The organism is Coleofasciculus sp. E1-EBD-02, from assembly GCF_040218245.1.
Taxonomy (GTDB): domain Bacteria; phylum Cyanobacteriota; class Cyanobacteriia; order Cyanobacteriales; family Coleofasciculaceae; genus Coleofasciculus.
Window position 1 is genome coordinate 30,771 of sequence record NZ_JAVJQN010000143.1, and the last position, 26,964, is coordinate 57,734.

Annotated in this window: 26 protein-coding genes and 1 pseudogene; 16 read left to right on the plus strand and 11 right to left on the minus strand. The window is 45.6% G+C overall.

The genetic code is table 11. The features are described from left to right. Positions 1-3: 3 nt before the first annotated feature. Positions 4-1,182: an SGNH/GDSL hydrolase family protein gene (locus RIC07_RS22665; protein WP_446396493.1), complete on the minus strand. Its 1,179-nt coding sequence runs from the start codon at positions 1,180-1,182 to the stop codon at positions 4-6. A 510-nt stretch (positions 1,183-1,692) separates the two neighbouring features. Here RIC07_RS22665 and RIC07_RS22670 point away from each other — a divergent pair. Both RIC07_RS22670 and RIC07_RS22675 read left to right on the plus strand, forming a co-directional pair. Next, the gene (locus tag RIC07_RS22670; protein WP_446374024.1) at positions 1,693-1,935 is read left to right on the plus strand and encodes a hypothetical protein; all 243 of its coding nucleotides are present in this window, start codon (positions 1,693-1,695) and stop codon (positions 1,933-1,935) included. Beyond that, on the plus strand, positions 1,932-4,031 hold the full coding sequence (locus RIC07_RS22675) for an AAA family ATPase (RefSeq protein WP_446396494.1): 2,100 nt from the start codon (positions 1,932-1,934) through the stop codon (positions 4,029-4,031). The genes RIC07_RS22670 and RIC07_RS22675 overlap by 4 nt, the downstream gene beginning before the upstream one ends. Here RIC07_RS22675 and RIC07_RS22680 read toward each other — a convergent pair. Beyond that, positions 3,991-5,316, minus strand: coding sequence for an RNA-guided endonuclease InsQ/TnpB family protein (locus tag RIC07_RS22680; protein ID WP_446396495.1), 1,326 nt, complete (start codon positions 5,314-5,316; stop codon positions 3,991-3,993). The two genes, RIC07_RS22675 and RIC07_RS22680, sit on opposite strands and share 41 nt — an antisense overlap. A gap of 54 nt (positions 5,317-5,370) precedes the next feature. Here RIC07_RS22680 and tnpA point away from each other — a divergent pair, with 54 nt between their 5' ends. Further along, positions 5,371-5,778 (plus strand): IS200/IS605 family transposase, encoded by a 408-nt coding sequence (tnpA, locus tag RIC07_RS22685; protein ID WP_446338167.1) that lies wholly within the window; start codon positions 5,371-5,373, stop codon positions 5,776-5,778. Positions 5,779-5,883: 105 nt separating this feature from the next. On the opposite strand, the gene groL is transcribed toward tnpA, so the two are convergent. Together groL and groES are read right to left on the minus strand one after the other, a co-directional pair. Then, a complete protein-coding gene (gene groL / locus RIC07_RS22690) occupies positions 5,884-7,512 on the minus strand; it encodes a chaperonin GroEL (RefSeq protein ID WP_446374028.1) in 1,629 nt (542 codons plus the stop codon). Between the two features lie 123 nt (positions 7,513-7,635). Then, the gene (gene groES, locus RIC07_RS22695; RefSeq protein ID WP_446339129.1) at positions 7,636-7,947 is read right to left on the minus strand and encodes a co-chaperone GroES; all 312 of its coding nucleotides are present in this window, start codon (positions 7,945-7,947) and stop codon (positions 7,636-7,638) included. Positions 7,948-8,116: 169 nt separating this feature from the next. On the opposite strand from groES, the gene RIC07_RS22700 reads away from it, so the two are divergent. The 3 genes from RIC07_RS22700 (at position 8,117) to RIC07_RS22710 (ending at position 9,938) form a co-directional block, all read left to right on the plus strand. Beyond that, positions 8,117-8,305 carry a hypothetical protein gene (locus tag RIC07_RS22700; RefSeq protein ID WP_446396496.1) on the plus strand — a complete coding sequence of 63 codons (189 nt, stop codon included), beginning with the start codon at positions 8,117-8,119 and terminating at the stop codon, positions 8,303-8,305. A 104-nt stretch (positions 8,306-8,409) separates the two neighbouring features. Next, complete coding sequence (locus RIC07_RS22705) at positions 8,410-8,952, plus strand: (2Fe-2S) ferredoxin domain-containing protein (protein WP_446396497.1); 543 nt, start codon at positions 8,410-8,412, stop codon at positions 8,950-8,952. Positions 8,953-9,287: 335 nt separating this feature from the next. Continuing rightward, positions 9,288-9,938, plus strand: coding sequence for a response regulator transcription factor (locus RIC07_RS22710; protein ID WP_006101395.1), 651 nt, complete (start codon positions 9,288-9,290; stop codon positions 9,936-9,938). Between the two features lie 97 nt (positions 9,939-10,035). Here the strand turns inward: RIC07_RS22710 and RIC07_RS22715 are convergent, their stop codons facing one another. Then, positions 10,036-10,647: a hypothetical protein gene (locus RIC07_RS22715; RefSeq protein ID WP_446396498.1), complete on the minus strand. Its 612-nt coding sequence runs from the start codon at positions 10,645-10,647 to the stop codon at positions 10,036-10,038. A 19-nt stretch (positions 10,648-10,666) separates the two neighbouring features. Between RIC07_RS22715 and RIC07_RS22720 the strand changes: the two genes are divergently transcribed. Further along, complete coding sequence (locus tag RIC07_RS22720; RefSeq protein ID WP_446396499.1) at positions 10,667-10,867, plus strand: hypothetical protein; 201 nt, start codon at positions 10,667-10,669, stop codon at positions 10,865-10,867. Here RIC07_RS22720 and RIC07_RS22725 read toward each other — a convergent pair. Together RIC07_RS22725 and RIC07_RS22730 are read right to left on the minus strand one after the other, a co-directional pair. After that, positions 10,819-11,349 (minus strand): annotated as a pseudogene (locus RIC07_RS22725) (RRXRR domain-containing protein); the annotation flags it as partial. The gene RIC07_RS22720 and the pseudogene RIC07_RS22725 overlap by 49 nt on opposite strands. A 243-nt stretch (positions 11,350-11,592) precedes the next feature. Continuing rightward, positions 11,593-12,786 (minus strand): DNA double-strand break repair nuclease NurA, encoded by a 1,194-nt coding sequence (locus RIC07_RS22730; protein ID WP_446396500.1) that lies wholly within the window; start codon positions 12,784-12,786, stop codon positions 11,593-11,595. Between the two features lie 434 nt (positions 12,787-13,220). On the opposite strand from RIC07_RS22730, the gene RIC07_RS22735 reads away from it, so the two are divergent. Then, complete coding sequence (locus tag RIC07_RS22735) at positions 13,221-14,294, plus strand: radical SAM/SPASM domain-containing protein (RefSeq protein ID WP_446396501.1); 1,074 nt, start codon at positions 13,221-13,223, stop codon at positions 14,292-14,294. 339 nt (positions 14,295-14,633) lie between these two features. Here the strand turns inward: RIC07_RS22735 and RIC07_RS22740 are convergent, their stop codons facing one another. From RIC07_RS22740 to RIC07_RS22750, 3 genes are all read right to left on the minus strand, one after another. Then, complete coding sequence (locus RIC07_RS22740) at positions 14,634-15,515, minus strand: methyltransferase domain-containing protein (RefSeq protein WP_446396502.1); 882 nt, start codon at positions 15,513-15,515, stop codon at positions 14,634-14,636. Positions 15,516-15,652: 137 nt separating this feature from the next. Next, positions 15,653-16,441, minus strand: a complete 789-nt coding sequence (locus RIC07_RS22745; protein WP_446396503.1) for an HAD family hydrolase — start codon at positions 16,439-16,441, stop codon at positions 15,653-15,655. Between the two features lie 109 nt (positions 16,442-16,550). Next, a complete protein-coding gene (locus tag RIC07_RS22750) occupies positions 16,551-17,870 on the minus strand; it encodes a D-alanyl-D-alanine carboxypeptidase (RefSeq protein WP_446396504.1) in 1,320 nt (439 codons plus the stop codon). Positions 17,871-18,146: 276 nt separating this feature from the next. Between RIC07_RS22750 and plsX the strand changes: the two genes are divergently transcribed. From plsX to psbM, 5 genes are all read left to right on the plus strand, one after another. Then, entirely contained in the window at positions 18,147-19,244 is a 1,098-nt protein-coding gene (plsX, locus tag RIC07_RS22755; RefSeq protein ID WP_446374041.1) for a phosphate acyltransferase PlsX, read from the plus strand. An 83-nt stretch (positions 19,245-19,327) separates the two neighbouring features. After that, a complete protein-coding gene (locus RIC07_RS22760) occupies positions 19,328-20,326 on the plus strand; it encodes a beta-ketoacyl-ACP synthase 3 (protein WP_446396505.1) in 999 nt (332 codons plus the stop codon). A 437-nt stretch (positions 20,327-20,763) separates the two neighbouring features. Beyond that, complete coding sequence (locus RIC07_RS22765; protein ID WP_446396506.1) at positions 20,764-22,230, plus strand: DASH family cryptochrome; 1,467 nt, start codon at positions 20,764-20,766, stop codon at positions 22,228-22,230. Between the two features lie 470 nt (positions 22,231-22,700). Further along, complete coding sequence (locus tag RIC07_RS22770) at positions 22,701-22,997, plus strand: 2Fe-2S iron-sulfur cluster-binding protein (RefSeq protein ID WP_446374051.1); 297 nt, start codon at positions 22,701-22,703, stop codon at positions 22,995-22,997. Positions 22,998-23,173: 176 nt separating this feature from the next. Next, the gene (gene psbM / locus RIC07_RS22775; protein WP_446374053.1) at positions 23,174-23,290 is read left to right on the plus strand and encodes a photosystem II reaction center protein PsbM; all 117 of its coding nucleotides are present in this window, start codon (positions 23,174-23,176) and stop codon (positions 23,288-23,290) included. Between the two features lie 90 nt (positions 23,291-23,380). On the opposite strand, the gene RIC07_RS22780 is transcribed toward psbM, so the two are convergent. After that, on the minus strand, positions 23,381-24,229 hold the full coding sequence (locus RIC07_RS22780; RefSeq protein WP_446396507.1) for a universal stress protein: 849 nt from the start codon (positions 24,227-24,229) through the stop codon (positions 23,381-23,383). 363 nt (positions 24,230-24,592) lie between these two features. On the opposite strand from RIC07_RS22780, the gene RIC07_RS22785 reads away from it, so the two are divergent. From RIC07_RS22785 to RIC07_RS22795, 3 genes are all read left to right on the plus strand, one after another. Beyond that, entirely contained in the window at positions 24,593-25,156 is a 564-nt protein-coding gene (locus RIC07_RS22785; protein WP_446374057.1) for a tetratricopeptide repeat protein, read from the plus strand. A 193-nt stretch (positions 25,157-25,349) separates the two neighbouring features. Further along, entirely contained in the window at positions 25,350-25,946 is a 597-nt protein-coding gene (locus RIC07_RS22790; RefSeq protein WP_446374061.1) for an SH3 domain-containing protein, read from the plus strand. Positions 25,947-25,978: 32 nt separating this feature from the next. Continuing rightward, entirely contained in the window at positions 25,979-26,662 is a 684-nt protein-coding gene (locus RIC07_RS22795; RefSeq protein WP_446396508.1) for a Crp/Fnr family transcriptional regulator, read from the plus strand. Positions 26,663-26,964: the final 302 nt, after the last annotated feature.

Below are 26,964 nucleotides of genomic sequence, written 5' to 3' on the forward strand. Positions count from 1 at the left end.
TGATTACTTGCTCTCCTTTTTGGTTTTCGAGTTTGCCTGAGATCTCTTGAATTGCTTATGAGCGAACCAACCGAGTCCCAACAATCCAAAAGCGGCAGACGAACCCGGTTCAGGAACCGACTGGGGTTCTGAATCTAGGGCTTCTAGTGCATCGTCGGCGAGTTGTGCATGGGCAACTGTGGTTGGGTGAATACCATCCCAGAACAAATACTCATCTGGGTTGTCACAGACTTCAAACTCTTGTGTTCCATCTAATTTACCGTCATCCTTGAGGGGATGAATGCAAGAGTCGGTGACATTCGTAAAGCCAAATTCTTCGGGATTGGCAATGGTTTTATTCAGGAGCGAAAAAGCATCAAGCTGTGCAATATTGATGTTATCCAATTGGCTCAAGTTAGCCAGACTTGTGTCTAATAGAGTGTTATGGGTTTGAGATAAGAATGTCAGGATATTGGATACATCCTCGCCAGCATCAAGTGCGCGAGGAGTTTTACCCAAATCGGGCAAGTTCGGGACGAGGAAATTACGCGCTCCTAAATCATAGAGTGTTTGTACCGCTTCGGCTAAATTCCCTACTGTTTCTATCGGGTCAGGTTCAGATACAAGCTGGTAATCGTTAGGACCCCCCCATACAATATAGAGTGCATCCTCATCAGCTTGTTGATCCGCTACCTCTAGATCATCTTCAAACCACTCAACCTGATCTAACATTCCCGGTATCAATGCGCCAAACTCACCCACGCCTTGGGTACCTGTTTGAGCCGCACCGAAGGCAAAGTTGACGCTGTTGTTTGCCGTTGCACCATTAAAATAGGGACTAACTTGAGGTTGACCGTCATCCGTAAATGCAATTGGGGAAGGTATATTAGAACCGGGAAACAGCACGGATAATTCCGTAGAGGGGATCAGGTCTATGCCCAAATCTTGCGCTAAATAATCGCTCCAGACTAGACCATTAGAAAAACGTCCGTCCTCATCGTAGGGAGGAACAGAGGGTTCAACTGGCGGTACGTCAATATTAGTCGGTATACTATTGGCGGCGGTTGTGGCATTGAAGATATTACCGGGATCAGAGAGACTATCACCAAAAACATACATTTTGCTAAATGTAGCGGCTAAAGCCTCCGTGGGCAACATGAACGAAAAGACAGTAAATCCGAGAGCGACAATTGGTGTTTTCATGAGAGGTCTTGACCGTTGTTTCTAATTTGGACAATGAGAGTGTGGCATAGACTCCTTGGGAAACCCAGGGATTGTCTGTGCCTCAATTGGTTTGTATTCAGATGATTTTGATGAATCTTGATGCGGTTATAACCAACCCAGCCTACCCACCATTCAGTCTGGGATTGTTATAGTAGAGAGTGATATCTATACACGGTACAAGGATGATCAAGCTTAATCATCACCCTGTTGTAGTAAAAATCTTGTGTCTGTGACTCTGCACAAATTACTGAATATGAGTAAGAGTCTCAAGTCAGTTTTTAACTTTACTCCCTAAATGCAAATGTAGAGGCGATCATTTAGATAAATGCATAATTCTTTACTAACACACACCCTGCTTAATAAAAGTACACATTAATATTACATTAACTTACGAGAGTTGTAAAGACAACACCAACAACAAAACTTCGACAATTAACGTAAAGTCTTAAATCATAATAACAATTTCATTTTTAGTCAACCCCCGATGTGATGACTTTTAAATATCCAGACATAGCCACGCAAGCGATCTCCAGAATTTTATCGGAAAAGCGTTCCCCCTATAATCGAAATGCGGCACTCTTTGATGTACAAGAACCTATTACCAGTGCGTCGCCAGAGGTACGTCGGATTATAGAGAGAGTGTTACAAGCGGAAAAAGATAAACTTTATATGAAGACCCCCCGCCATATCAATGATGACATCTTGAGAATTGTCAAGGAAGAAGTTCAATGAAGCTGAGGTCAATCCGGCTGTGCAACTTTCGCCAGTTTTACGGGAAGACACCCGAAATAACTCTGGCAACTGGCGATCGCAATACAACGGTGATTCATGGTAACAATGGTGCTGGAAAGACGACGCTATTAAATGGCTTTACCTGGGTGCTGTACGAGAAATTCACGGCGGCGTTTGCGTCTCAAGAACAATTGGTGAACAAACGGGCAATTAGTGAAGCTGCCCTAAAGGAATCCGTAGAATGTTGGGTCGAAATTGGGTTTGAGCATCAGAATAAACGCTATCAGGCAAAGCGACTCTGCCGCGCTTACAAGACAGAAGCGGGCGTGGAACAGGGTAAAAGCGAATTATATCTACAAATTGCCGATGATGATGGTCGCTGGCTGCTACCTCAACAACTTCCAGAAGATATCATTGGGCGTATCTTACCAGCAAGCTTACATCAATACTTCTTCTTTGATGGGGAACGCATCGAGCAAATTGCCCGATCTGATAAAAAAGCCGACATTGCGGAAGCGACGAAGACGTTACTCGGTGTTGAGGTATTAAATCGCTCAATTAAACATCTCAAGGAAGCCAGAAAAAGCTTAGAATCTGAATTATCGTTAATCGGCGATTCGGAAACCAAAAAACTGCTCAAAGAACAAAAGCAACTGGAACAAAAGAGTCACAATCTGGTCAATCGGCAAGTCGAAATTGAGCAGGAATTAGCCCACCACGATGAATTAAAGCAAACCTTGAGTAGTCGCTTATTAGAACTCGGTGGCGCTCAAGAGTTGCAACAGCTACGGGATGAACTGGAAGCGCAACAAACATTACATCGAGACCAGCTTAAACAGGCAAAAGATAACCTTAAACGCACCCTGTCTACACGTAGCTATACTGTATTATTATCCCCAGTAATCACAGCGTTTCAGTCCATTGTCGAAGACTTGCGATCGCGCGGCGAACTTCCGGTTGGGATTAAACAGCAATTTGTCCAAGATTTATTGCACAGTCAGCATTGTATTTGTGGCACTCAACTACAGGAAGGAACCCCAGCCTATCAACAGGTTGCCGCTTGGATGGATAAAGCCGGATTAGCCGATGTGGAAGAAACGGCGATTCGCTTAGGGGTACAGGTTAGTGAAATTGAACGGCAAATCCCTGATTTTTGGGCAGATGTGGATCAGCAACAGATAATTCTAGCTCAAGAACGAGCGGAGCTTTCTCGCATTGAAACTCAATTGGATGATATTAGAAAAAAGCTGCTCACGTTTCCAGATGAGGATATTAGCCAACTACAAAAGCGCCTAGATGAAATTGATGTCACCCTTCGCGATTTAACCTTAGAAAATGGAGCAAATCAGCAGCAAATTGAACAGTTAGCCACTGATATCCAAGCCATCGTCAAGCAAATTTCTAAACATCAAATGAATGAGGCAAAGCAAGCCTTGGCGCAACGGCGGATTGCGGCAACTCAGGAGGCGGTTGAACGATTGATTGAAGTGAGAACCCGACTAGATAATCAGTTTCGCACGTCTTTAGAAAAGCGAGTTCAGGAGATTTTTACCGGGATTTCGTTTACCCCTTATCTGCCTAAACTGAATCAGAACTATGAATTAACCTTAGTGGAAAAAACCTCTGGAAACGAAGAACTCGTGGCAGCGTCTACGGGAGAAAACCAAATTCTCAGCCTGTCATTTATTGGCGGAATTATTGACCGGGTGCGGGATTGGATTCAAGAACAGGCGATGATGGGACCTGATAGTAGTACCTTTCCTATTGTCATGGATTCACCCTTTGGCAGTTTGGATGAAATTTATCGCCGCCAAATTGCCCAAACCCTGCCCACGTTAGCTAATCAGTTAGTCGTGTTAGTCACTAAGACTCAATGGCGAGGAGAGGTGGCGCAAGAGATGGAACCCTATATTGGTCGAGAATACGTTCTGGTTTACAATTCACCGAAACCCGAGTGCGATCGCGATCGCATGGAACTTGGAGGCGTTGGCTATGATTTAGTCAAACCGAGTCCGAATGAGTTTGAATATACAGAAATTGATGAACTACCCAGACCTACTTCGTTGAGGTCTGGGTTTCTACAACCAGACCAGTAGGGCTGTGTTTCCGACGCTTCGCCTGCCCTAGTTGCTTCATGCTTCCCGTTCGCTTGCGCTTACAAGTTTCTGAAGTAGAGCTAGAGACATCTGCGTCTACGAGGCTCGTTCCAAACCCCGGTAGCTTTCCTAATGCCCACAAAAGCATGACTAAGGCAGCGGCTAAGTCCCTATCCATGGTAAATCCGCATTTATGGCAATGATGAACTCTTTCGTCTAAGGTCTTTTTCTGCTGATTTCCACAGTTAGGACAGGTTTGGGATGGTTTAACTTTGCGAGTGGGAACTTCAACAAAAACCCCACCCGCGTCTTTTACTTTATATTCAATCGCTGACCTTAGCATTCCCATGCCCACATCTAAAATGGATTTGTTTAGTCCGGCTTTTTGCTTTTTGCGCTTACCTTTTTTGGCTTGGCGGGTCATTTTAGAGACTTCTAGTTTTTCTGTAGCAACGAAGCTATTACAGCGTACAATGTCTGTTGCTACTTGGTGTACCCAATTTTGACGCTGATTAGCGACCTTACGGGTTACTTTGCTAATTTTAGCTTGGGTCTTTTTCCACCGGCTAGAGCCTTTCTGTTTCTTCTGTCTATTGGGAGCCGTTTTACGACGCTTTCCCTTAGAAAGATGCTTGATTTTTGCCTCAGCTTTTCGCAAAAACTTAGGGGCTTCAATAAAAGAATGGTTTTCCCCATCAGTTATCGCCAACGCTGACTTGCAACCCAAGTCGATGCCAACTGAGCCAAAATCTGTTTGTCTTGTTGCCGCCTGTAGCTCGGTTAAGTTAACGGTGATACTGGCGTACCATTTGCCATTGCGATAAACAATGGTACAAGTTGTCGGAGTCCCCCAAATCCGGGCTTTACCGCGCATCTGGATAGAACCAATTTTGGCTAATTCCAGATAACCGTTATCACCTGTTGTGTGTACCTTCCAACCTGTTTTACTCGGATACGTCCAGCCCGAATAATGCTTAATCGACTTATATTTAGGTCGCTTGGCTAACCCTTTAAACCACCGATTAAAAGCGTAATCAACACGCTTTAACGTAGCCTGCAAAGTCATGCAATTACATTCTTTGTACTCTCCCCAAACTTCCTTGAAAGCAGGCAAAGAGTTTTGCTGCTCAAAGTAATCAACTCGGTGATTAAACCTTTGATACTGGGTAAATCGATTGCAGACAGCAGCGTTATACAGGTCTTTATGCAACTTACGGTGATACCGTAATGCTGAAGATTGCTTTTTATTGGGGTATAGCCGAAAAGTTACACGTCTTGTTGGCATTGCCGCTTCCTCCTGTTAACATTAATCTAACAGACTCAGGTGGGGGTATGTCAAGTGAAAGCCAGAAAAGGTTCTCATTCCGTATTTTCTGTTCAACTGCATATAGTGTTCGTAACTAAATACAGACGTAAGGTTATTACATCGGGAATGCTGGAGCGATTGCATGAGGTGCTTGCAAATATTTGTATTAAGACAAAGTGCCGCCTTGTCGAGTTCTCAGGAGAAGCCGATCACGTACATCTATTGGTAGACTTTCATCCTGACAACAAACTTTCATCTCTAATTGGCAGCATGAAGTCTGCTTCCAGTCGAATCATCAGAAAAGACTTTGCTGTGGAACTATCACAAACTTATACCAAGTCAGCATTCTGGTCAGGCTCTTATTATGTTGCCTCTACTGGTGGCGCTCCCATTGAGAGAGTCAAAGCTTACATTAAATCCCAAGAAGCACCTCAAGATTGATTGCCTTCGTTCCTCCGGCAATCCGCTATCCCTCCCCACCCTGCTAACGCTGAGGGTGGGGACTCCCGCGATACGTTGAAACAATCGCCCCCACACCATCAGCGATTAGTAATCGAAATCGCCCATACCAGCGCCAGCACCAGCACCTTCCTTAGGTTCAGGCTTGTCAACTACGATACATTCAGTAGTCAATACCATACCCGCGATTGAGGCGGCATTTTGTAGAGCGGAACGAGTCACCTTAGCGGGGTCAACGATACCAGCTTCAAACATATCAACGAACTCATTCGTCGCGGCGTTGTAGCCAACGTTGAAGTCTTTCTCTTTCACCCGCTCAGCGATAACCGCACCATTTTGACCCGCATTCTCAGCAATCCGCTTCAGGGGTGCTGGGAGCGCACGGGACACAATCATCGCCCCAATCAAACCTTCACCGCTCAGGTTTTCATTTGCCCACGATTCCAGGGTTGGGGTGAGGTGAGCCAGAGTCGTACCACCACCGGGAACAATTCCTTCTTCTACCGCCGCTTTAGTCGCGTTAATCGCGTCTTCTAAGCGCAGCTTGCGGTCTTTCATTTCGGTTTCGGTAGCCGCCCCGACTTTGACCACAGCAACGCCACCGGACAACTTCGCCAAACGTTCTTGCAGTTTCTCCTGATCGTAGGAGGAATCGGATTCTTCAATCTGACGACGGATTTGTTCACAACGAGCTTTAACACCCGCTTCGTTGCCTTCCGCCACAATCGTGGTGTTGTCTTTGGTGATGGTAATGCGACGTGCCTTACCCAGCATCTCTAGCTTGGTGTTTTCCAGCTTCAGACCCGCGTCTTCGGTGATGAGTTGACCACCGGTCAATACGGCGATATCTTCCAGCATGGCTTTACGGCGATCGCCAAAACCCGGTGCTTTAACCGCCGCGACATTCAGCACACCGCGCAGGCGGTTGACCACCAGAGTCGCTAGGGCTTCTTTTTCAATGTCTTCAGCCAGAATCAGCAGAGGGCGACTGGAACGGGCAACTTGCTCGAGTACAGGTACTATGTCCTGAACCAGGGTGATTTTCTTGTCGGTGATCAGGATGAAGGGTTCTTCCAGAATCGCTTCCATCCGCTCCATGTCGGTAGCGAAGTAGGGCGAAATATAGCCCTTGTCAAAGCGCATCCCTTCGGTGATTTCTAATTCGGTGGTCATGGATTTCCCTTCTTCTAAGGAAATCACACCTTCTTTGCCCACCTTATCCATAGCTTGGGCAATCATCTGACCGACTTCTTCGTCATTACCGGCAGAGATGGAACCAACTTGAGCAATGGCTTTAGAATCTTCAACAGGACGGGCATTTTCGGCAATCTTGTCTACTAAGAAAGCAATGGCTTTGTCAATGCCTCGCTTCAGGGCGATCGCATTCGCACCAGCCGCCACGTTCCGCAAGCCTTCTTTAACCATGGCATGAGCCAACACGGTAGCGGTTGTAGTACCGTCACCCGCTGCATCATTAGTCTTAGACGCAGCTTGACGAATCAGGGCGACACCCGTGTTTTCAACGTGGTCTTCTAATTCGATTTCTTTAGCAATGGTCACCCCGTCATTGACAATTTGAGGAGCGCCAAACTTTTTCTCCAGAACCACGTTGCGACCTTTTGGACCGAGGGTAACGGCAACGGATTCTGCCAGAATATCCATACCCTTTTCCAGGGCGCGACGAGCATTTTCGTTGTAAATGATGCGCTTAGCCATAGATTTCCGTGATGTTGAGTCTGATAGGTGAACTGTGAGTTGTGACTAGTTGTTATGAGTTCATCATTCAGGAGAGTTACCAGTGATCTGGCTTCTATACTCCTGAACGTTTAGCGATCACGACTAGGAAACGACAGCGAGGATGTCTTTTTCTGAAAGCAGAACATACTCTTCGTTGCCTAGCTTGATATCAGTACCGGCATACTTGGAGTAGAGAACCTTGTCACCAATTTTGACTTCCAGTTCCGAGCGAGAGCCATCATCGTTGCGCTTGCCAGGACCGGTGGCGACAATTTCCCCAATTTGAGGCTTCTCTTTGGCGTTGTCAGGTAACAAAATGCCACCTGCCGTTTTTTCTTCAGCGGCACTGACCTTGACAAAAACGCGATCGCCTAATGGCTTGACTGTAGAAACACTCAGAGATACGGCTGCCATTGAATTCCCTCCTAATTAGCGTAGTTTAGTCTCACTTTGCACTTTCTGCTGTCGAGTGATTAGCACTCTCTGCTTCTGAGTGCTAATTTACTCAACTTAGGCATGAAACTGCAATCAATTTCCGGGTACGGGTTCCCGAACTAAAGGATGGGGGTTTGGGATTTGGGGTTTGGGATTTGGGGTGTGGGGTGTCGGGGGAGCAGGGGGAGCAGGGGGAGCAGGGGGAGCAGGGGAAGCAGGGGAAGCAGGGGAAGCAGGGGAAGCAGGGGAAGCAGGGGGAGAGAAAGTTATCTGTTTGAATGCAACTCCGTATAAGTACCTAGACATAAATTCTGTCCGCTGCACTCAGAAATGTTAACAAGCAGCAAATCCTTACTGTTCCCCGTTCCCTGTTCCCTGTTCCCTAGACGTGTAGTGAAACGCTACCCTACAGGATAGTGGGAATGTTTAGCGGGTAAGACGATGAAAGGGAATAGAGCCTCAGACAAAACACTGTTAGCCAAAAATGTAAATAGCCTCGGACTGAATCAAATTCAACGCCATGTTTTGCTATGCGCTGACCAGACTAAACCGAAGTGCTGCTCTAAACAAGCGGGTCTGGATTCCTGGGACTACTTAAAAACTCGTCTGAAACAGCTTAAGCTGGATCAACCCACTCCAGAGCGACCAAGCTGCATCTTCCGTACCAAAGCTAACTGTCTGCGCGTCTGTGCGAGTGGTCCAATTCTGGTGGTTTACCCGGATGGTGTTTGGTATCGTAACGCGACGCCAGAGGTGATCGAACGCATTATTCAAGAGCATCTCATTGGCAACAAGATTGTGGAAGACTATGCTTTTCTGGTTCATCCTCTCCCAGAAACCGATCAATCTCCTATTTCCGACGCAGCAGGAGTTAAAAAAGCCGACAGTCAATCCCAACCGCCGATAACTCCTGAAAAAGTTGCCAGTGTAGATCAACCGAAAAACCTTTGGAGCAAGATTGTCCAGCGCTTCTGGAAAGACTAGCGCAGCATGACGCAAATACGTGAGCAGCTCGTTCTCAGGCGGGGAAGCGGGGAAGCTGTTGCTTTTTTTACCACAGTGTATGAGTTCTTGCCTATTTAGTTTTCGGGTTCGCTAGACTAACATAGGACGAGATATATCTAGACTTCAAAATCCTTGCCGATCGCTCGCGTCAACAAACACAGGCTATAACATTGACAGCTAATCCTTGGACTCAGCCAGTATCCTTACAGCAGCTCAGGGTTAGCTGCTCAATAACGTCCGGTTAGCAGGCGTGGAACCAGAACAACGAAATTTTTAACTATCCACCTAAACTTCCGAATGACCAGTATCAACGTATGAAAGACAACGGTGTCAGAACTAACAAGCGACTGCTGCTGATTGACGATGACCCTAATCTGATTTTGCTCGTTAAGGACTACCTCGAGTTTCGCGGATATGACGTGATCACAGCGGAAAATGGTCGAGAGGCGTTGGACGTTCTCGCTCAAGACATTCCGGACATGATCATTTGTGATGTAATGATGCCAGAGATGGACGGCTATGCTCTAGTTGAGTATGTTCGGCAAGATCCGAGCATGAACTGGGTTCCTGTCCTATTTCTCTCTGCCAAAGGACAAAGCAATGATCGGGTGAAGGGACTCAACACCGGTGCTGATGTTTACATGGTCAAACCCTTTGAGCCAGAAGAATTAGTCGCCCAAGTTGAATCCTCCCTGAGACAGGCTAGCCGCTTAACAACTCGCCCTCAAACACCTGGAGGAGAGCCGCCATCTAACATTCAGGTTCCCGCCAATGTGGAATTGACACCAACCGAACTTAAGGTAGTACAGTTTGTCGCACGCGGGTTGGCAAATCGGGAAATTGCCCAGGAACTTAATGTGAGCCAGCGCACGATTGAAAGCCATGTGTCTAATATGCTGGGCAAAACCGGATTACATAACCGTACTGAATTAGCGCGTTGGGCGATTGAAAGTAGTCAGGCTTAGTTGTCATGGTTCGTTGGTCTTATGCCAAAAACTTCTATCCCTCAGTAAGGGCTCTCGCGAGTTAAGTTCGGGGTTTTCTCCTGAACGTTATTGGTGATTAACCCACTAATTGCAACCCAGCATGTTTGACAAAGGCATACCAATCTTGATTGAAACCTTTAAATTCAACGTCCTTTAGGGTAAATTTTATGTGAGAATCTTCAATTGGCAACGATACCATATTATAGGCATCAGGTTTATTGGTTAATAGCACCAGTTCAGTACCTGCGGGAATCGGTTGCAGAGCATTTGGACTGAGATACATCGATTGAACAGGGGCACGCTTAATTACAGTATCCACGTTAAATACAATTTTGAGTAATCCCCCTTCAGGTGGCAAACTTTGTCGGTAAACCATCATTTTTACAACATCTTTTTCTATTTGCTTCGAGAGCATCTGTGCCACCGTTTCGGTTGGTCTCAGGGGTTCTTTGGTGATTTGAACATGATCAATAAACGCATACCAATTTAAACTTCTACCCTGAAATCCAATATCCTGGAAACTGATCCGAATATGTCGGGTCAGATCGGGGGGCGCGTAGGATTGTAGAACTAATAATGTGCTAGCTGGAATCGGCTGAAGTTTATAGCTTGGCAGTAAACTGGATTGAATAGGTTCTTGTTTAAGAATTGTATCTTGGGTAGACAACATTCGGACTAAGTTAACCATAGTTTGATAGTTCCTTTAATTGTTATTGGTCATTGGTTATTGGTCATTGGTCATTGGTCATTGGTCATTGGTCATTGGTCATTGGTCATTGGTCATTGGTCATTGGTCATTGGTCATTGGTCATTGGTCATTTGTCATTTGTCATTGGTCATTTGTCATTGGTCATTTGTCAGCACGTTTGCGTTGGGTTTGGTCTACATCGGCTCTAACTCGCTCATAACCAATTGCAGTTACCGGGAATATTGCCGCCAACTCTTTGACTACCCTTAACTCCAGTTGCCGTGAGGCTTTAATAGATGGGGGGAGTTTACACTGTTTACGATTATCAAACCTGCATTGGCGGTGGTTACGTTGCTTGAACGGAACGTCCCGGTTAATTCTTCTACCTCGCCGAGACCGTCGTAGCATGGCACGGGTCTCCATTCGCTTTTTAACCCGCCCAAATGGAAGGATAAGGTGCAATTGTAGCAGGGTGCATTTAGCCGACTGGACACCGATACCGGAATACGATTTTCCTGGATCTACTCCGACAGTAATCGGTTGTACTTTCTCTGCCTTGGCGAGAGTGAGTTGAACGTAATAGATGCCCAAGTCCGACCACTTCCCAACCGCTTTGCCTTCTTTGACCCATCGTCTAGCCCTAGATGGTTTAGTGGGCATTAGTGGCTTTCCTTCTTTGCTAACTACTGGGACACGATTCATAGAGATAATCCACTCGTGTAAATGTTTATGTCTCTTAAGGCATTGGTAAGGGTGTGTCCTGGATTTAGAGGGTGTTCAGAGATTCCTGAACCTACATTTAAGCCAAGCTAGAGAAGCGCTCTTGTTGTGATTATCCCTTACCAACTCATGCCCTATTCATGACTTCTTGGCAGGTTATCTCTACCAATCCCCGTCCTCACGAAGTAGGGCGGGGTTCATGAAAACTATTCTCTCCCTCCCTTTTTAAGAAATACTGCCACGCTTACGGGCTTCTTTGTAGGATGTTCCCACATTTCGTAACCCAGCGCGAATCATCTGCTGTTCTAATAGGGTAAAAAAGCGGGCGCGATCGCCTCCCCGAACCACAGCCTGATTATGGGCTTCTGCTATAGCAATGGGATAGCCATAGCCTTTGTAAACCTGTGCCAGCATTAAACTTAGGGCTTGATTGAATAACATCGTATCCTGGGCTACCCATTCTGGAACCTCGACGCGGGCAATTTCTGTACCAACGTGAACATAGCAAAAGTAAATCCGGTGATGATCGTATAGATCTAAAATTCGTACCGAACTGCGAAATAAAGGACTACGTTGTCCGGGTTGCAGTAAACTCGACCAGAGCATCGTATCACGTAAGGGTTCCACCACCTGACAAGGCAATTTATCGGTAACAGAGGCGCAATGGCTGAGACAGTTTGGGGTGTCATAAGGACAGGCTTGTAAACGGAGAAAATGCAGGGCTTCGTTGCTGCGAGACGCGCTCAAATAGCCCATCAGTGGTACATTTACCGATCGCAACTGATCCCAAGCGGCTAAAATCGGGGGTAGGATGCGATCGCGGGCTTCTGTGGGTAAGGACTCCAGAAACCAGTAAATCAGTGATCCATCCACCATCGCCAGATTGGGAATATCAAAGTGAGAACCCGGCGGATTGACCCAACGACATGCCATTTCTGCCAATATCGACACCTCAGATACAGTGCGACGATACCCCATCCATTCTTCGGTACGAATCCCCCATTGGCGAGATATGTATAAATCTTCGGGTCGGTAAAAGACTTCGGGTAGGTTATCCAAAAGCGGGTGTAAACTCTGCCCATAGTGCAGCATCACCCGACCGACATTAATTAAATAACAATAGGCGATTTCGTGATGGGAGGGAGAAATTTGAGACCCATCGGTAGCGAAAACCGTGTGGCTGGCGGGAGGGGAGTCCAGATCAAGGCGAGTATCCAGGGATTCGACAGGAACAGCCGCCGTAAAGGTTATGCGATCGCGCCATTGCTGGTGGGATTGAATCAAGTCATCCTGTCGGGTATTAGTCTCCAGCAGCAGCTTTTGCGCCAGTTCCCAGCGTTGACGACTTGCCAGCGCCTCCCCTTTCAGATGCTGGCTAATTCCAGGGATTTGTTTCGCGAGTTTCGTGAGATCGAGCATTTAATTATAGTACCCGATGCAGGATATGTATAATTATTTTATCTTTATTTAACGATTTCAGTAGTAATAATTAAAACGATTGCTTAAACAAGGTAAACCTCCGACTTCCTTGGAAAATATTGTAACCATTTTTACAGTTGGTGACTTCCTTCAAACATGGATTGTAAGATTCAAACCCCAAATATTAAGTTATATAAAATAAGCTTGAATTTATCTCGGTAGCTGTCCTAGATTCAAGTCAATCCAACTGGCATTCATGAGAGTATTGTGTAACCCAGATGAGGAAAGCTAGATAACTGTGACTTGATTTGGCTTAAAGCTGTGTGGGGAATAAGCTGAAAAGTGTTTCCCATGAATAAGGAAATTTAAAGAAAAAGGAAATTGGATGCCGTTGGCATAAAGTTTGTTAATCAATAATACTGACGAGGTACATTATGGATGTTGCAACCCTTTCCAAACTTGGTGTAAAACATGCTGAAAATGCCGTAGCAGAATCCCTACGGATTAAAACTGGATTAGATTGGACAAAGCCAGTTACGTTTTACGGGATTATCAATGAACGTTGTAATGCAAAATGTCGCCAGTGTGAGTATTGGCGACTCCCTGAAAACAAAGAGGAAATGACGATTGAAGAATGGAAACGCGCCCTCCTCAGTATAAAAGACTTTGTGGGTGAGTATTCCATCAACTTTAGTGGCGGTGAACCCTATATCAAAAAAGGATTTCTCTACCTACTGGCGTTTGCCAACAGCAATGGTATTCACTGCGGTGTGACCACAAATGGCTCGTGCATGACCCAGGAAAATGCTGCCAAAACTGTAGCAGCGCGTCCCTTTAATGTAAATATGTCAGTGGATGCACCCAATGCAGAACTGCATGATTACCTACGGGGTTATCCCGGTTTATTTGCTAAACTTTCTAACGGCATTAAGTATCTACGCCAGGAACAAGAAAAACAAGGTATAAGCTTCCCGATTATTGTCAAACCGACATTAAATCGCCTTAATTTCCGCTTAATGCCTGAACTGGTAGAATGGGCGCAACAAATTGGCGCGACTGCTGTTAATTTCCAGCCCGTCAATCTTTGGACACCAGAAACTTATCATGAACTGTGGCTGAAAGCCGAAGACTATGAAGACTTTACCCAGGTAATTGAGCGCCTGATTGAAATGAAGCAAAACGGTGCGCCGATTATGACGGGTGATGATGTTTTGCGGCTTTTCTTACCTCATTTCCGTGAAGACAAAGCACCTGAATCCGTTCGCCCCTGTCGAGTTGGACTTCGCAATTTCTGGATTGAGACAGATGGGAATGTGAAACTCTGTAATGATTATCCGGTGATTGGTAATGTTAAACACCAGAGTGCCAAAGACATCTGGTATGGGGAAAAAGCCAAAGAGATTCGCCAGCAGACATTGGACTGCGGTAAACTTTGTTTGATTACCTGCGTGTCGCAAAAGACGCTTAAGGATAAAGTTTTGATGGGAATGAAGCTACTGAAGAATTGATCCAAAATTCCGATTATCCCTCGCCTGGAGAACTAGACTATGCTCTCAGGTAGAGGTACGAGGGATTTCATTTGGGTTTCACATAAAAGGTTCGATAGAGACGTCCCGTACTTGGGATGATACAGCAGATTTCAGGTTAATGAGGTACAGTCATCTAAGCAAGATCCCCGACTTCTTGAAGAAGTCGGGGATCTGTTTGTGTACCTCACTTAGTTGAAAAGCGCTGTAAGCACCTGGACATAAAATCTGTCCGCTGTACTAAGAAATGTCAACAGGCGTCAAATCCTTACCCCACTACTTAAGCACATCTTATTAGAATTACAAGTTTGCATAAAACTTTTACGCAGGTTTCATCAAATACGCCCGTTGCATATCCCTAGCGTTAATGGAGATTCTTACTTGATTTAGATTAGATTTTTTGGAAAAATCATTGAGTTTATCTTTGATTAGTTTATTCTTACTCATAACACCAAAATTATAAAAAAGCCTGTCTAGGGTTAGTGAACGACCAACATAGTCTAACTTCAGCATTGTAAAGCCAGCTTGAGTTGCCATTTTTTCTAGAGTCTGGCTAGTAAAAAAGTAAATATGTCCATTGCAACTTAGGCTTCTTTCTCTTTTGCCCAACAATTTGAACACTAACGTGTCGTATCTGGGCGTTTCTACAACAAAGACACCACCTGGCTTCAAGAGGCGATAAACTTCTTTAAACGTCATATATGGATCAGGTACATGCTCTATAACATGCATCATTAATACTACATCGATTGAATTATCGCTAATTTCTGCTTTTTCTAAGGTGCTAGGAATAGCTTTTATGCCAAAATGAGATTCTGCATATTTACATTGACCTAAGTTAGGTTCAACTCCCATTACCTGCCATTCATCTTTTTTAAAAAAGTTTAATAAGTAACCAAAACTACTGCCTATCTCAAGTAGTTTGCCTTTTTTTGGATAATATTCATTCAGGAATTTTTGGGTTGATTCATAATCTTTAACCTGAAGTGATTCTTTTTCTAACTTTTGTCGATCTGGATTAGATAGAACCCAATCTGGATTCCACGTCTCGATCCCTACATGATCCGCATCTTTTGCCCTAGGGTTAGCATACATCAAATTACAACAGTTACACTTAACAATTTGACTGATTTGAGCTACACCAGGTTCAAATAAAATAGTGTAGTCGTCGCTACCGCAGAGATTGCATCTAACATATTGCATACCTCATCGTTCCTTACTTAGCTCTATTTTTAATAAGATTATATATGAAGTTGCAATAGATGTAACGTTCTTAAGCTAAACTTTAGCTTTTTGGCAAGGGTGCAAAACATCAGTTTCAGGAAACCATAATTTGAACTCTAGTTAGACCAAGCGGAGAAATCCTGAGCAAACTCGGATAGAGACAATAACTGAATTTTTGGATGATTGCGAACCTCGTCTCGATGCGCTGCCGTATTATAGCCCCAATCTGCTAAATAGAGTCTCACCTGAGCCAAGTCTGACTGCTGTTCCACTGATAGTAAGGTATTTAACCGATCTTCTACAAACCAGAGACTTGCCGATTCATCTGTAAAGTCTTGTATCAGTTGTCGTAGTGTTTGGTGTTTGGGACGTTTAATTTCTTTACCGATAATTCTATCCTCTGATAATTCGATACCTTGTTGTTGTAATAACTGCTTGGCAAAGCGCCCTTCTTTCGTGGTAACAATAAAGACTTGTGTTGGCGTTTCTAATATTTGCTGTAGGCGCTCAATTACCCCAGGATAAAAGCGGTGCAGTGCTAACCAGCCTTCTAAATCATTAGTAATCCATTCATCGCGAATTTTATCGACTTGTTGACCTAAGTCGCTTGGCTGCAAGTTGTCGGAGTCGATACATTGGTGTAAAACGGTTGACCAATCTTGTAAAATCTGGGTTTCTGAAACGCCTAAAAGTAACGCTCGTAGTAAAACAGGCATTTCCCACCCCGCTTCAATCACAGGGCGCAAGCGGTAAAATTTATCAGCTAAGTCTGGCGGGGGTGTTGTGTTTTTAGGTTGCCAAATTTTGCAGTAGGTACGCCAAGCAGTTTGGAAATATTCCAGAAGTCCATCACAGATAACGCCATCAAAGTCGAGGGCGAGAATGGTGGGTGCATTAGTTGACATAAAGTTATTTGAATGATGAATAATGATCTCGCTGATTTAAGGGCTGGTGGGCATTGCCCACCCGACGGGATATGAAGGGTTTCGGCGTTCCAACAATGCAAATTTTCACTTAATTGGCAACAACCTTATTGCGCTTGGGATCACCAAGTTTGGAACGGGATTGAGAGCTTTTCGGATTGAGGCTGGGTTGATTGCCCCAGTTTTGGGTAAGCTTGTCTAGAAGTTGGTCTTGCTGTTGGCGAAATTCCCAGACGTTATTGCCCCCATTAATAATCGCAAACCAAACCCGATCGCGCTCTTGCGTAGGCATGACTCCGGCTAAAGCACTGACTTGACGTAGGGTTCCGGTTTTCATCGCGGTTCCCTCTGGCAGGTTGCGAGCATAGATTGTCCCGTGTCTATCGCGCCCTGCTAGGGGGAATACATCAATTACACCTAAGTTATGAGGGGTTAATAATTTTTCCAGGGCGATTAGCATCGCGGTAGCTGCACGGGGAGAGATTTGGTTTTCTGTTCCTAATCCTGATCCATTAATCAGTTGAATTTCCGCTTGAGGTACATTGGCTAACTTGGCGGCTTCTTTGGCAACAATCTCAGCCCCACCAACGGCATCGGCTAAAATCTGAGCCATGCCATTGTTACTATAGATGTTCATTTCTCTGAGGATTTCCGTCAAGGGTAGGGATTGGTGGCGTAATAGTATTCTGGTATCATCAGGCGGAATTTTTACCGTTTTGATTTGACCGCTAATCACCAGTTCAGGTTTGGGAGTTCCGGGAGACATTCTGCCATGGTGACGGATAACGGAACGAGACCAGGTTTTGCCATTTAATCCTGTCTTTAGCAACTCACCCGATCGCGTCGGATCTTCTTCGTAGTTCATCGAAAAATTGCCAGCAATGACTAAATTGCCATTGACGCGGCGAATCCCAAGCTGGTTGAGACTATTTCCCAGCGCGATCGCTTCTTCCCAGACAAACAGCGGATCACCACCGCCTTTAATCACTAAATCTCCCTCTAATACGCCATCGCGGATATCCCCTGTAGCACCCACTTGGGTTTCAAACTTATAATCAGGTTTCCATTGACTTAACGTCACCAATGTGGTAGCAATCTTAGTCAATGAAGCCGCAGGACGGGGAACTTTGCCCTGATGTTCTGCCAGCACATTCAGCCCTGATTGTATCCAGATACCTTGATTGTCTGCGAGTGAACCCTTGTTTCTTAGGTCTTGGAGATATTGATTAATCGTGGCTTCGGCGCTCGGGTCAGGCTTGGGTAGAGTAAATAAGGATGTTTCTTGCCATGGCAAGGGTTGGATAGTCTCAACCTTATCTAAATCCAACGTGGCAGCCTGCATTCCCACAATCTTGACCAATAACGCGGCTATCGATGAAGCAATTAATCCAGAACCAATTCGTTGTAACATTCCGTTTCTCCTCCACGGTGCTTTATTGTACGAACTGGATGGCACCGATGAAAAGGTTTCTTCAAGGGTTTTTCTGGGAGATCAGCACTCTTGAGCAGACGGGGTGTGGGGTGTAGGGTTTAGGGTGTAGGGTTTAGGATGTCGGGTGTCGGGTTTGTTGCAAAATAAGCTAAAACAGGATTACTCAATCAACGTTCTCTAAGTGAGGGTCAGTTTGGTAGAGGTTTTCCGTAACGGCTTCTGTTAAAATCTTTAAGGTTTCTATCTCTTTGAGCAATGGCATCTCGCGAACGGATCGCAATCGACGCGATGGGAGGGGATCACGCTCCCTCAGAAATTGTGGCTGGAGCTATCCGAGCCCAAGAAGAGTTGGGCGTAGAGGTTATATTGGTTGGCGATCCTCAAGCTATTGAAGCGTCCCTGAAAGAACACAGCAGTCCGCGCCAGCTAGAAATAGCCCCGGCGGAAGACGTAGTTTCCATGGAAGAGGAACCCTTGGTGGCGATTAAACGCAAACCCAAGGCGTCAATCAACGTGGCGATGGATTTAGTGAAAACCAAGCAGGCACAAGCTGTGGTGTCGGCGGGTCATTCTGGCGCGGCGATGGCGGCGGCATTACTGCGTTTGGGACGGCTTAAGGGCATCGATCGCCCAGCGATTGGTGCTGTGTTCCCCACTCTCATTGCTGGAAAGCCAGTGATTATTCTAGATGTGGGGGCAAATGTGGATTGTCGCCCCAAATATCTGGATCAATTTGCGGTGATGGGGACGGTATATAGCCAGTATGTGTTGGGAATACCAGAACCCAAAGTTGGGTTGCTCAATATTGGTGAAGAAGACTGTAAGGGCAATGATTTAGCCATTCGGACTCATCAACTCCTTCAGAAGAATTCCCGAATCACCTTTTTGGGTAATGCTGAAGGGAGAGATGTCCTTTCCGGGCAGTTTGATGTGATTGTCTGTGATGGCTTTGTGGGTAACGTTTTACTCAAGTTTGCTGAAGCCGTGGGAGACATAGTTCTGCAAATTCTGCGGGAGGAATTGCCCCAAGGTTTACATGGACAAATAGGGACAGCGATTCTCAAGCCGAATCTGAAGCGGATTAAGCAGCGTATTGATCATGCCGAACATGGGGGTGGGTTGCTCTTGGGAGTGGATGGAGTCTGTATTATTAGCCATGGTAGTTCTCAGGCACCGTCTATTTTTAATGCGATTCGCTTGGCAAAAGAAGCGATTGATAATCAGGTGCTGGAGCGTATTCAGTCTACTGAGATCAAAGCGGCGAAACAATCAGCAACCCGGAGTGGGGGGAGTGAATCGTTAGATGTGAATCAGCCATCTGAGGTGAAGCCTTCGGACGATACGACAGGTTAGCGTGGTGCGATCGCGACTAGAATGCCAGCAGAGGCGAGAGTGGGTGGGGCGTGAATTGGCGGTTTCTTTGATGGAGAATCATTTTGAATCAACTAGGCACAGGGATTGCGATTACTGGCAGTGGTTCGGCGACACCCGATGGTGTTTTGGATAATCATCAACTCAGCCAAATCGTTGAGACATCAGATGAGTGGATTACCAGCCGTACAGGAATTCGTCAACGGTGTCTAGCTGACGCTAAAGCCAGTTTGAGTGGGTTAGCGGCTGAAGCGGCGAAGCGGGCGATCGCGATGGCGGGAGTTGAGCCGGATCAGGTACAGCTAATTATCCTGGCAACGTCTACACCGGATGATCTGTTTGGTACGGCGAGTCAAGTTCAGGCGTTACTCGGCGCATCGAATGCTGTTGCGTTTGACCTCACGGCGGCTTGTTCTGGCTTCGTGTTTGGTTTAGTAACCGCCGCCCAATTTATTCGGACTGGCGTTTATCAGAATATTTTATTAATTGGCGCGGATATGTTGTCGCGCTGGCTGGATTGGTCCGATCGCGGCACCTGTGTGTTATTTGGGGATGGTGCGGGGGCTGTGATGTTACAGGCAGATTCACGCGATCGCTTGTTGGGATTCCAGATTCGCAGTGATGGCACTCAGAATAAATGTTTACAGCTAGCTTACGAACCACAAAGTCAAGAACTTGTCAAGGGAATTGAGGTTGGTAAAGGAAATTTCGCCGCCATTACCATGAACGGTAAAGAAGTCTATCGATTTGCCGTGCAGAAGGTGCCAGAAGTGATTGAGAAAGCGCTATTTCAGGCAAATCTTACCGCAGATGATGTAGACTGGCTGCTATTGCACCAAGCCAATCAACGGATTCTGGATGCCGTAGCTCAACGGTTAAAGATTCCTAGTCATAAAGTTTTGAGTAATCTGAGTCAGTATGGGAACACATCGGCGGCGTCGATTCCCTTAATTTTAGATGAAGCCGTGCGATCGGGAAAGATTCAACCCGGTGATATTATTGCTAGTTCTGGATTTGGTGCAGGATTAACTTGGGGATCAGCTATTTTTGAATGGGGGCGATGAGGGGTTATAAGGGAACTGCGTAAAAATAAATGTCCTAGGACTTAAGCAAAGCCTCTATGTGTAGGGTGTGTTAGCGAAGCGTAACGCACCTTTGCCACTACTTATCTTATATCATGTTCGGTCAAACACCTCTAATAAAAACGCCTGAAACCCCTGTTATTACAGCATTGCAATTATGGGCAATCGTTAGGACATGATATTCAGGGCACGATAATATCGTGCCCCTACTGAATCAATTCGCTCGCTGGCAATGGTAGGGGCATGGCATTGCCATGCCCTATTATCAATAACAAGAACAAAGGTACTAGCATAACACCAATAATTCTACCGGGGGATTACTGAATCCTAACGTTCCTATGTTTTGACCCTCACGTAATAAAACGATAAAAAAATAAATAGGGTGAAAAACTATCCACCGATAACAGGTTCAACCAACTGTGAGTGAAAAACGAATTCTCCTCTGGTATCGCAATGACTTGCGCCTCCATGATCACGAACCCCTACACCAGGCGCTTCAGACAAAGGCGCAAATCGTTCCCCTCTACTGCTTTGACGATCGCCACTTTAACACCACATCCTTTGGATTCCCTAAAACTGGGGCATTCCGCGCTAAATTCCTACTGGAAAGTGTAGCCGATTTGCGAGAGAGTTTGCGATCGCGTGGAAGTGATTTGCTAGTGCGTCGGGGTTTACCGGAGAACGTCATTCCCACATTGGCAAAAGAACTTGATATCACGGCGGTTTACTTTCACCAGGAAGTTACCTCTGAAGAAGTGGCGGTAGAATCTGCACTCAAAAACGCCTTATCTGAGATTGACATAACCGTACAAACGTTCTGGGGAAGCACCCTCTACCATCCCGACGATTTACCGTTCAGTCTCTCAAAACTTCCCGAACTTTTTACCAATTTTCGCAAACAGGTGGAGAAAAAATCCACAATTTATCCCACCTTTCCCACTCCAAAATGTTTATCGTCTCTTCCCTCTATCGATGTTGGTGAATTGCCCCAACTCGCTGATTTTGGACTAGAACCCCCTATATTTGACGAACGGGCGGTATTACAATTCAAAGGGGGAGAAACCGCCGGATTAGCCAGACTCCAACACTATTTCTGGAAAAAAGACTGCCTTAAAATTTACAAACAAACCCGCAATGGTATGTTGGGAGCAGATTACTCCTCTAAATTTTCTCCCTGGCTAGCCTTGGGGTGTTTATCGCCACGTTTGATTTATGAACAGGTTCAGCAATACGAACAGGAACGAATCAAAAATGATTCAACCTATTGGTTAGTATTTGAATTAATTTGGCGAGATTTTTTCCGATTTATTTGTGCTAAGAATGGGAACCGAATCTTTCGCCAATCTGGGTTACAGGGTGTACCCATTCCCTGGAAAGAAGACTGGGAGCGTTTTAGCCTTTGGCAGCAAGGAAAAACAGGTTTTCCCTTAGTTGACGCCAATATGCGGGAACTTGCCGCCACCGGATTTATGTCCAATCGGGGACGACAAAATGTTGCTAGTTTTCTCACCAAGAACCTCGGAATCAACTGGCAAATCGGCGCGGAGTGGTTTGAATCGGTGTTGATTGACTACGATGTTTGTAGCAATTGGGGCAACTGGAACTATACGGCGGGAGTGGGAAATGATGCTCGTGGGTTTCGTTATTTCAATATTCAAAAACAGTCGAAAGATTATGATCCCCAAGGTCACTATGTCAAACATTGGCTACCCGAACTGGATTCCTTACCCGCTGCTAAAGTACACCAATCCTGGACATTAACCCCAGCCGAGCAAAAACAGTTTGGGGTAAGACTTGGTGTAGATTATCCCTATCCGGTTGTGGACTTAATGCAGTCGGTTAAAGCAAACGAGAAAGTTTACAACGCCGCATTGAACCGTCGATAACATTGCCGATTGGGAGACTGCTTATCAACGTTTTAGGTCGGGTTTCGTTCCTCAGGATACTGGGTGTGGGGTATGGGGTGGGGGGTGTGGGGTATGGGGGAAAGCGAGCAATTTTGGGGAGCTATGTATTAAACGGAGCCTGTTTGGAAAAAACATTGTGGATGAATAGGTGAGGTGAATGGTGGTAGGTGTGAGGTTTTTTAGCCGACAACAGACAATTCCATCCCGACACCCGACACCCGACACCCGACACCCTTGCTCAACCGAGCTTTCACCTTAAGTTGACACCAATGCGGTAAAACCCGCCCCTACACAATCAAAACGATATGCCGTGAAAAGTCAGAGACCCCACGACTGTCTTTATAATTCGCTAGCCTAGAAGAAGGTCAAGTCGATGTGAATCAGAGGATTAAGTATCCTGAGTGCAAATTCTTCTAGGATATATCAGGAGTGACGTAGCGGAGAACTAGATGGCTAATATCAAATTTGTCAAGGAAGACCAGGAAGTCATTGCAGCAGATGGGGCGAACTTACGGGAGAAAGCCCTGCAAAACAAGATTGACCTGTATACCTTGAAAGGAAAATTGATGAACTGTGGAGGCTATGGTCAATGTGGCACCTGCGTTGTCGAGGTTGTCGAAGGGATGGAAAATCTCTCACCTCGAACTGACGTAGAACAGCGTAAACTCAAGAAAAAACCGGAGAGTTACCGATTAGCCTGCCAAGCCTTGGTCAATGGACCAGTCAGCGTGAAAACTAAGCCCTGAAGCGGCGAGGAGCAGGGAAAACAGGGGAAGCAATACACAGACGTGATGACAGAAGCGTCTGGGAGCAGAGGAAATAATGTAGCTGATCAATATTTGCAGTCAACCTGCACTATTGGCAGAAGCCAATGATATTCTAAGAAGAGCGGTTTAAAACCAATTGTAGAGGCACTAGTTCAATGCAAGTTAATGAGTTAGGGTTTGTTGCCAGTCTTCTGTTTGTGCTGGTTCCCACAGTTTTTTTGTTGATTCTGTATATCCAGACAGCTAGCCGAGAAAGCAATCGAAATTCTTAGCATTGGCTGTCTACCCTCCGCCCATGAGATCCCCGACTTCTTCAAGAAGTCGGGGATCTGGCATCTGTTCCCCTACAGGAACAAAAGTGGTTAATCCGGTGTTCGAGTTAACAACACGGGACAATTCGCATACACCCGCACATAGTCAGACAGGGAAGTACCCAGCAATCGGTCTAAATCAGGGAGAGACTTCGCAATGGTGGGACGGCGTTCCGGAGAACCCAAAACCAATAAGTCTACATTCATTTCATCTGCCAAGCGGCAAATCTCTCGTCCAGCCTGACCCTTACTATTTATGCATTTATAGGCAACGCCTTGTTTTTTCGCTTCAGCCGCCGCCGATGCCAAAACGGGATCGGTTTCAGGCGTGGTTATCAGTTCACCCGATGGTGTTTTTTGGTCAGGGTTGACGTGAACCAAATACAGTTGACCGCCTTTGACATCCCGAATCAGAGACAGTGCCAAATCCAAGCTTTGCTTGGCACTCTCGGATTTATTCATAGACACCATGACTCGTTTAATCCGTTTGACGTAGATCTCGTCTTTCACCAATAACATGGGACGAGAGGACAATTGGAAAACATATTGGCTGACCGAGTTTTCCAAGATTGATTCCAATCGTTTGAGTCCTCGGGAACCCATAATGATCAGGTCAGATTGCTCTTCCTGAGCTACTTGTAGCACTACGTCTTTGGGATCTCCCTGTTTGAGTCGGGGTGTGATTCTGTTGGGATCGATTTTGAGAGACTTAACGGCATCTGCCAAAATCTTGCCTCCCTCTTCCAGCTTGGCTGACATGGCGTCAGCACTAACTTGGGGTGTGACTACATGGAGAACCGTAACCGATGCTTGTTGCATGATCGGGATTTCGGTCAACATATTAAACATTTCTTCACATAATCCCCGACCAGCAACAGCAAGCAAAATTTTTTCAATCATGGTTTCAATGGTTTCAATCGTTGTGAGTGGTTAAGATGAGACTTTCGCCATTGCAGGAGAGTCGGAGCCATATTGGGGTAAATTCCGCAAGCCCCGGAAGTAGTCGTTGTTTCCCTGACAATGCATCAGTCCTGAACGTTATCGTATTTGCGTCTTCTAAAACTAAGGATACTGGGAATCGGGGTTTCAAAATTTGACAATTTGTCAACAACTGGAGGTTTCGGGGGAGATGAGGGAGATGAGGGAGATGGGGGAGATGGAGAAGATGGAGAAGATTAAGACTTCTTGGCGGATGGTTAACAAAGTTTCTCGGTCAACGTTAACATTCGTTAGGGTAGAACAGTCTATTGAGAATATATTTCCATGAACCTTTCAAGACTCTGGCAGGTAATTATTACAGTAGTATTAGTGCTGGGACTCTATATGCCCCCGGTGACGGCGGCTGAAACCCTTTCCCCTAGAACTGATACATTTAATGCTTTGGTGCAGGAATGTCTGGAACTCCAAGGGGAGACATCTCTGAGTGCTTGTGATCAAGCCATTGAAATGCATCCAGATGACGTGATTCCTTGGTATGGGCGTTCTCGCGTGTTATCGGCTTTAGGACAACAAGAAGAAGCCAATCAGTCTTATGCGCGGGTGCGGGTGATTCAAGCGTACTACAATGCGATCGCGCAACTGCTTGCTCAACGGGAACAGATTGAGTCGTTGATGCAAAATGACGAGCAATTCTCTCAACTCGAAGCCGCGATTAATAGTGAGGATATGGAACAAGAGCAGTTGGAACAACTGCAACAGCTTAAACAACAGATTCTCACACTCCGGGAGAATCCTAGCCTCCTTGATGAAGAAATAGCGGATGCGATGCTTCAGGTACGCGATCGCTTGGCTGATATTATTGGACAAATTTCCGCCACAGCTTCATAACTGGGCGCAAACCGGGCGGAATTTCTGGGCGCAAGCCTTGCGCCCCTACGAGGAGAATCTTTAAATTTAGATGTAGCTCTTTCCTATTCCCGTTCCCTGTTCTCTTTATATTCCACTTAAGATAGATGAGATTACTTCAAGTTTATAGAAAATTAGGGGGTATATAGAAGTATTAAAGGATAAAGTAGATCTAATGAACTATCCGAAAAAAACGTGGCAACTCCTAGGATTTACAACCATCTATTCATTAGCACTGACCATTTTCCCAAAAGTTGCTAGTGCGAATCAACCGCCATCTGTACAGCGTTCTGATGACTATAAGATTGCCCAAATGAACGATTGCCGAGAGGTTGATGTTAATACAATGCTGAATATACGACAACAGCCGAATGGACGGGTTGTTGGGGCTTTGGAAGATGCACAAACCGTTAATATTATTGGGGAACCTGAGGATGGATGGGTACAGATTGACGCCCCGATGGATGGTTATGTTGCGGCGAGATATCTAGAATATTGTACGGGCGCAGTACCTCCATCCCAACCCACCGGTCAAACACCGCCAACTACCCCCGGAAATGAGCAGGTTTCCACTGTACCCGGTGATAACTGTCGTCAGGTGGTTTCACCAAATCTATCAGTGCGATCACAACCGAATGGCGAAGTAATTGGTACGCTAGAAAAAAATCGGACAGTTTATATCGCCAACGAGGGAAACAATGGTTGGGTGCCAATTGAAAGACCAATAGACGGCTATGTTAGTTCAGCAAATCTGGGCTACTGTTATCAGTAAACCGTTTTCAGCCACATAACACATTTTGCACCGTGAGTCAACCCTCTCAACAGCGTGACTTTCTCGCCAATACCCAACTCTGGCGAGGTTTACCGGATGAGCAGTTAGACGCGATCGCGACCATTGCGATCGCTAAATCGTATCATAAAGGTGAGGTGATTTTTGTTGAAGGGGAGGACGGTAGCGGATTCTTTGTCGTTAAATCCGGTCGAGTAAAAGTATTTAAGTTATCGGCAGAGGGGAAAGAACAAATATTAGAATTTTTTGGGGTGGGAGAACATTTTGCCGAAGTCCCCGCTTTTGATGGCGAATGCTTTCCCGCATCGGCTACAGCATTAGAGAAAACCGAATTGCTATTTTTTGGGCGTGATGCTTTCTTAGAATTGTTGGAGCAACAGCCAACGATAGCGATTAATATGTTAGCCGTTTTTGCGCGGCATTTGCGCCGCTTTGCCCGGTTAATTGAAGATTTATCCTTAAAAGAAGTACCCGGACGGTTGGCGGCTTATTTGCTCTATTTAAACGCACGGTCTGAGCATCCCAATCACGTAGAATTAGATATTACCAAGACTCAGTTAGCCTCTTTATTAGGAACGATTCCTGAAACTTTATCACGGGTATTTGCCAAGTTGAGTCAGGAAGGATTGATTTCAATTCAGGGTTCAAAAATTCAGATATTAAATCCAGAAGGATTACAGATTTTATCGGAACGATAGCCACGCCCACATTTTTTTTACGCCTATAAAAACAGAAGTTATCAAATTAATTAGTAGTGGCATGGCACACCTTATTTGATGAATTAGAATTACGCCCGGAAACCGTAGGGGCGCATGGCGTGCGCCCGATTCAATGGTAAAATCTATCCCACCATTTTAGGTGTGTCACGCCAGTAGGATAGTTTTAATTTGTATTAAATAAAAGTACTGCCACACTGGGGAAGGGCGGGTTTTGTTGAGAGGCTAATGGTCAGATAATCTGACTGAGTGGCTAAACCCGCCCCTACAATTTCTCCTACAAT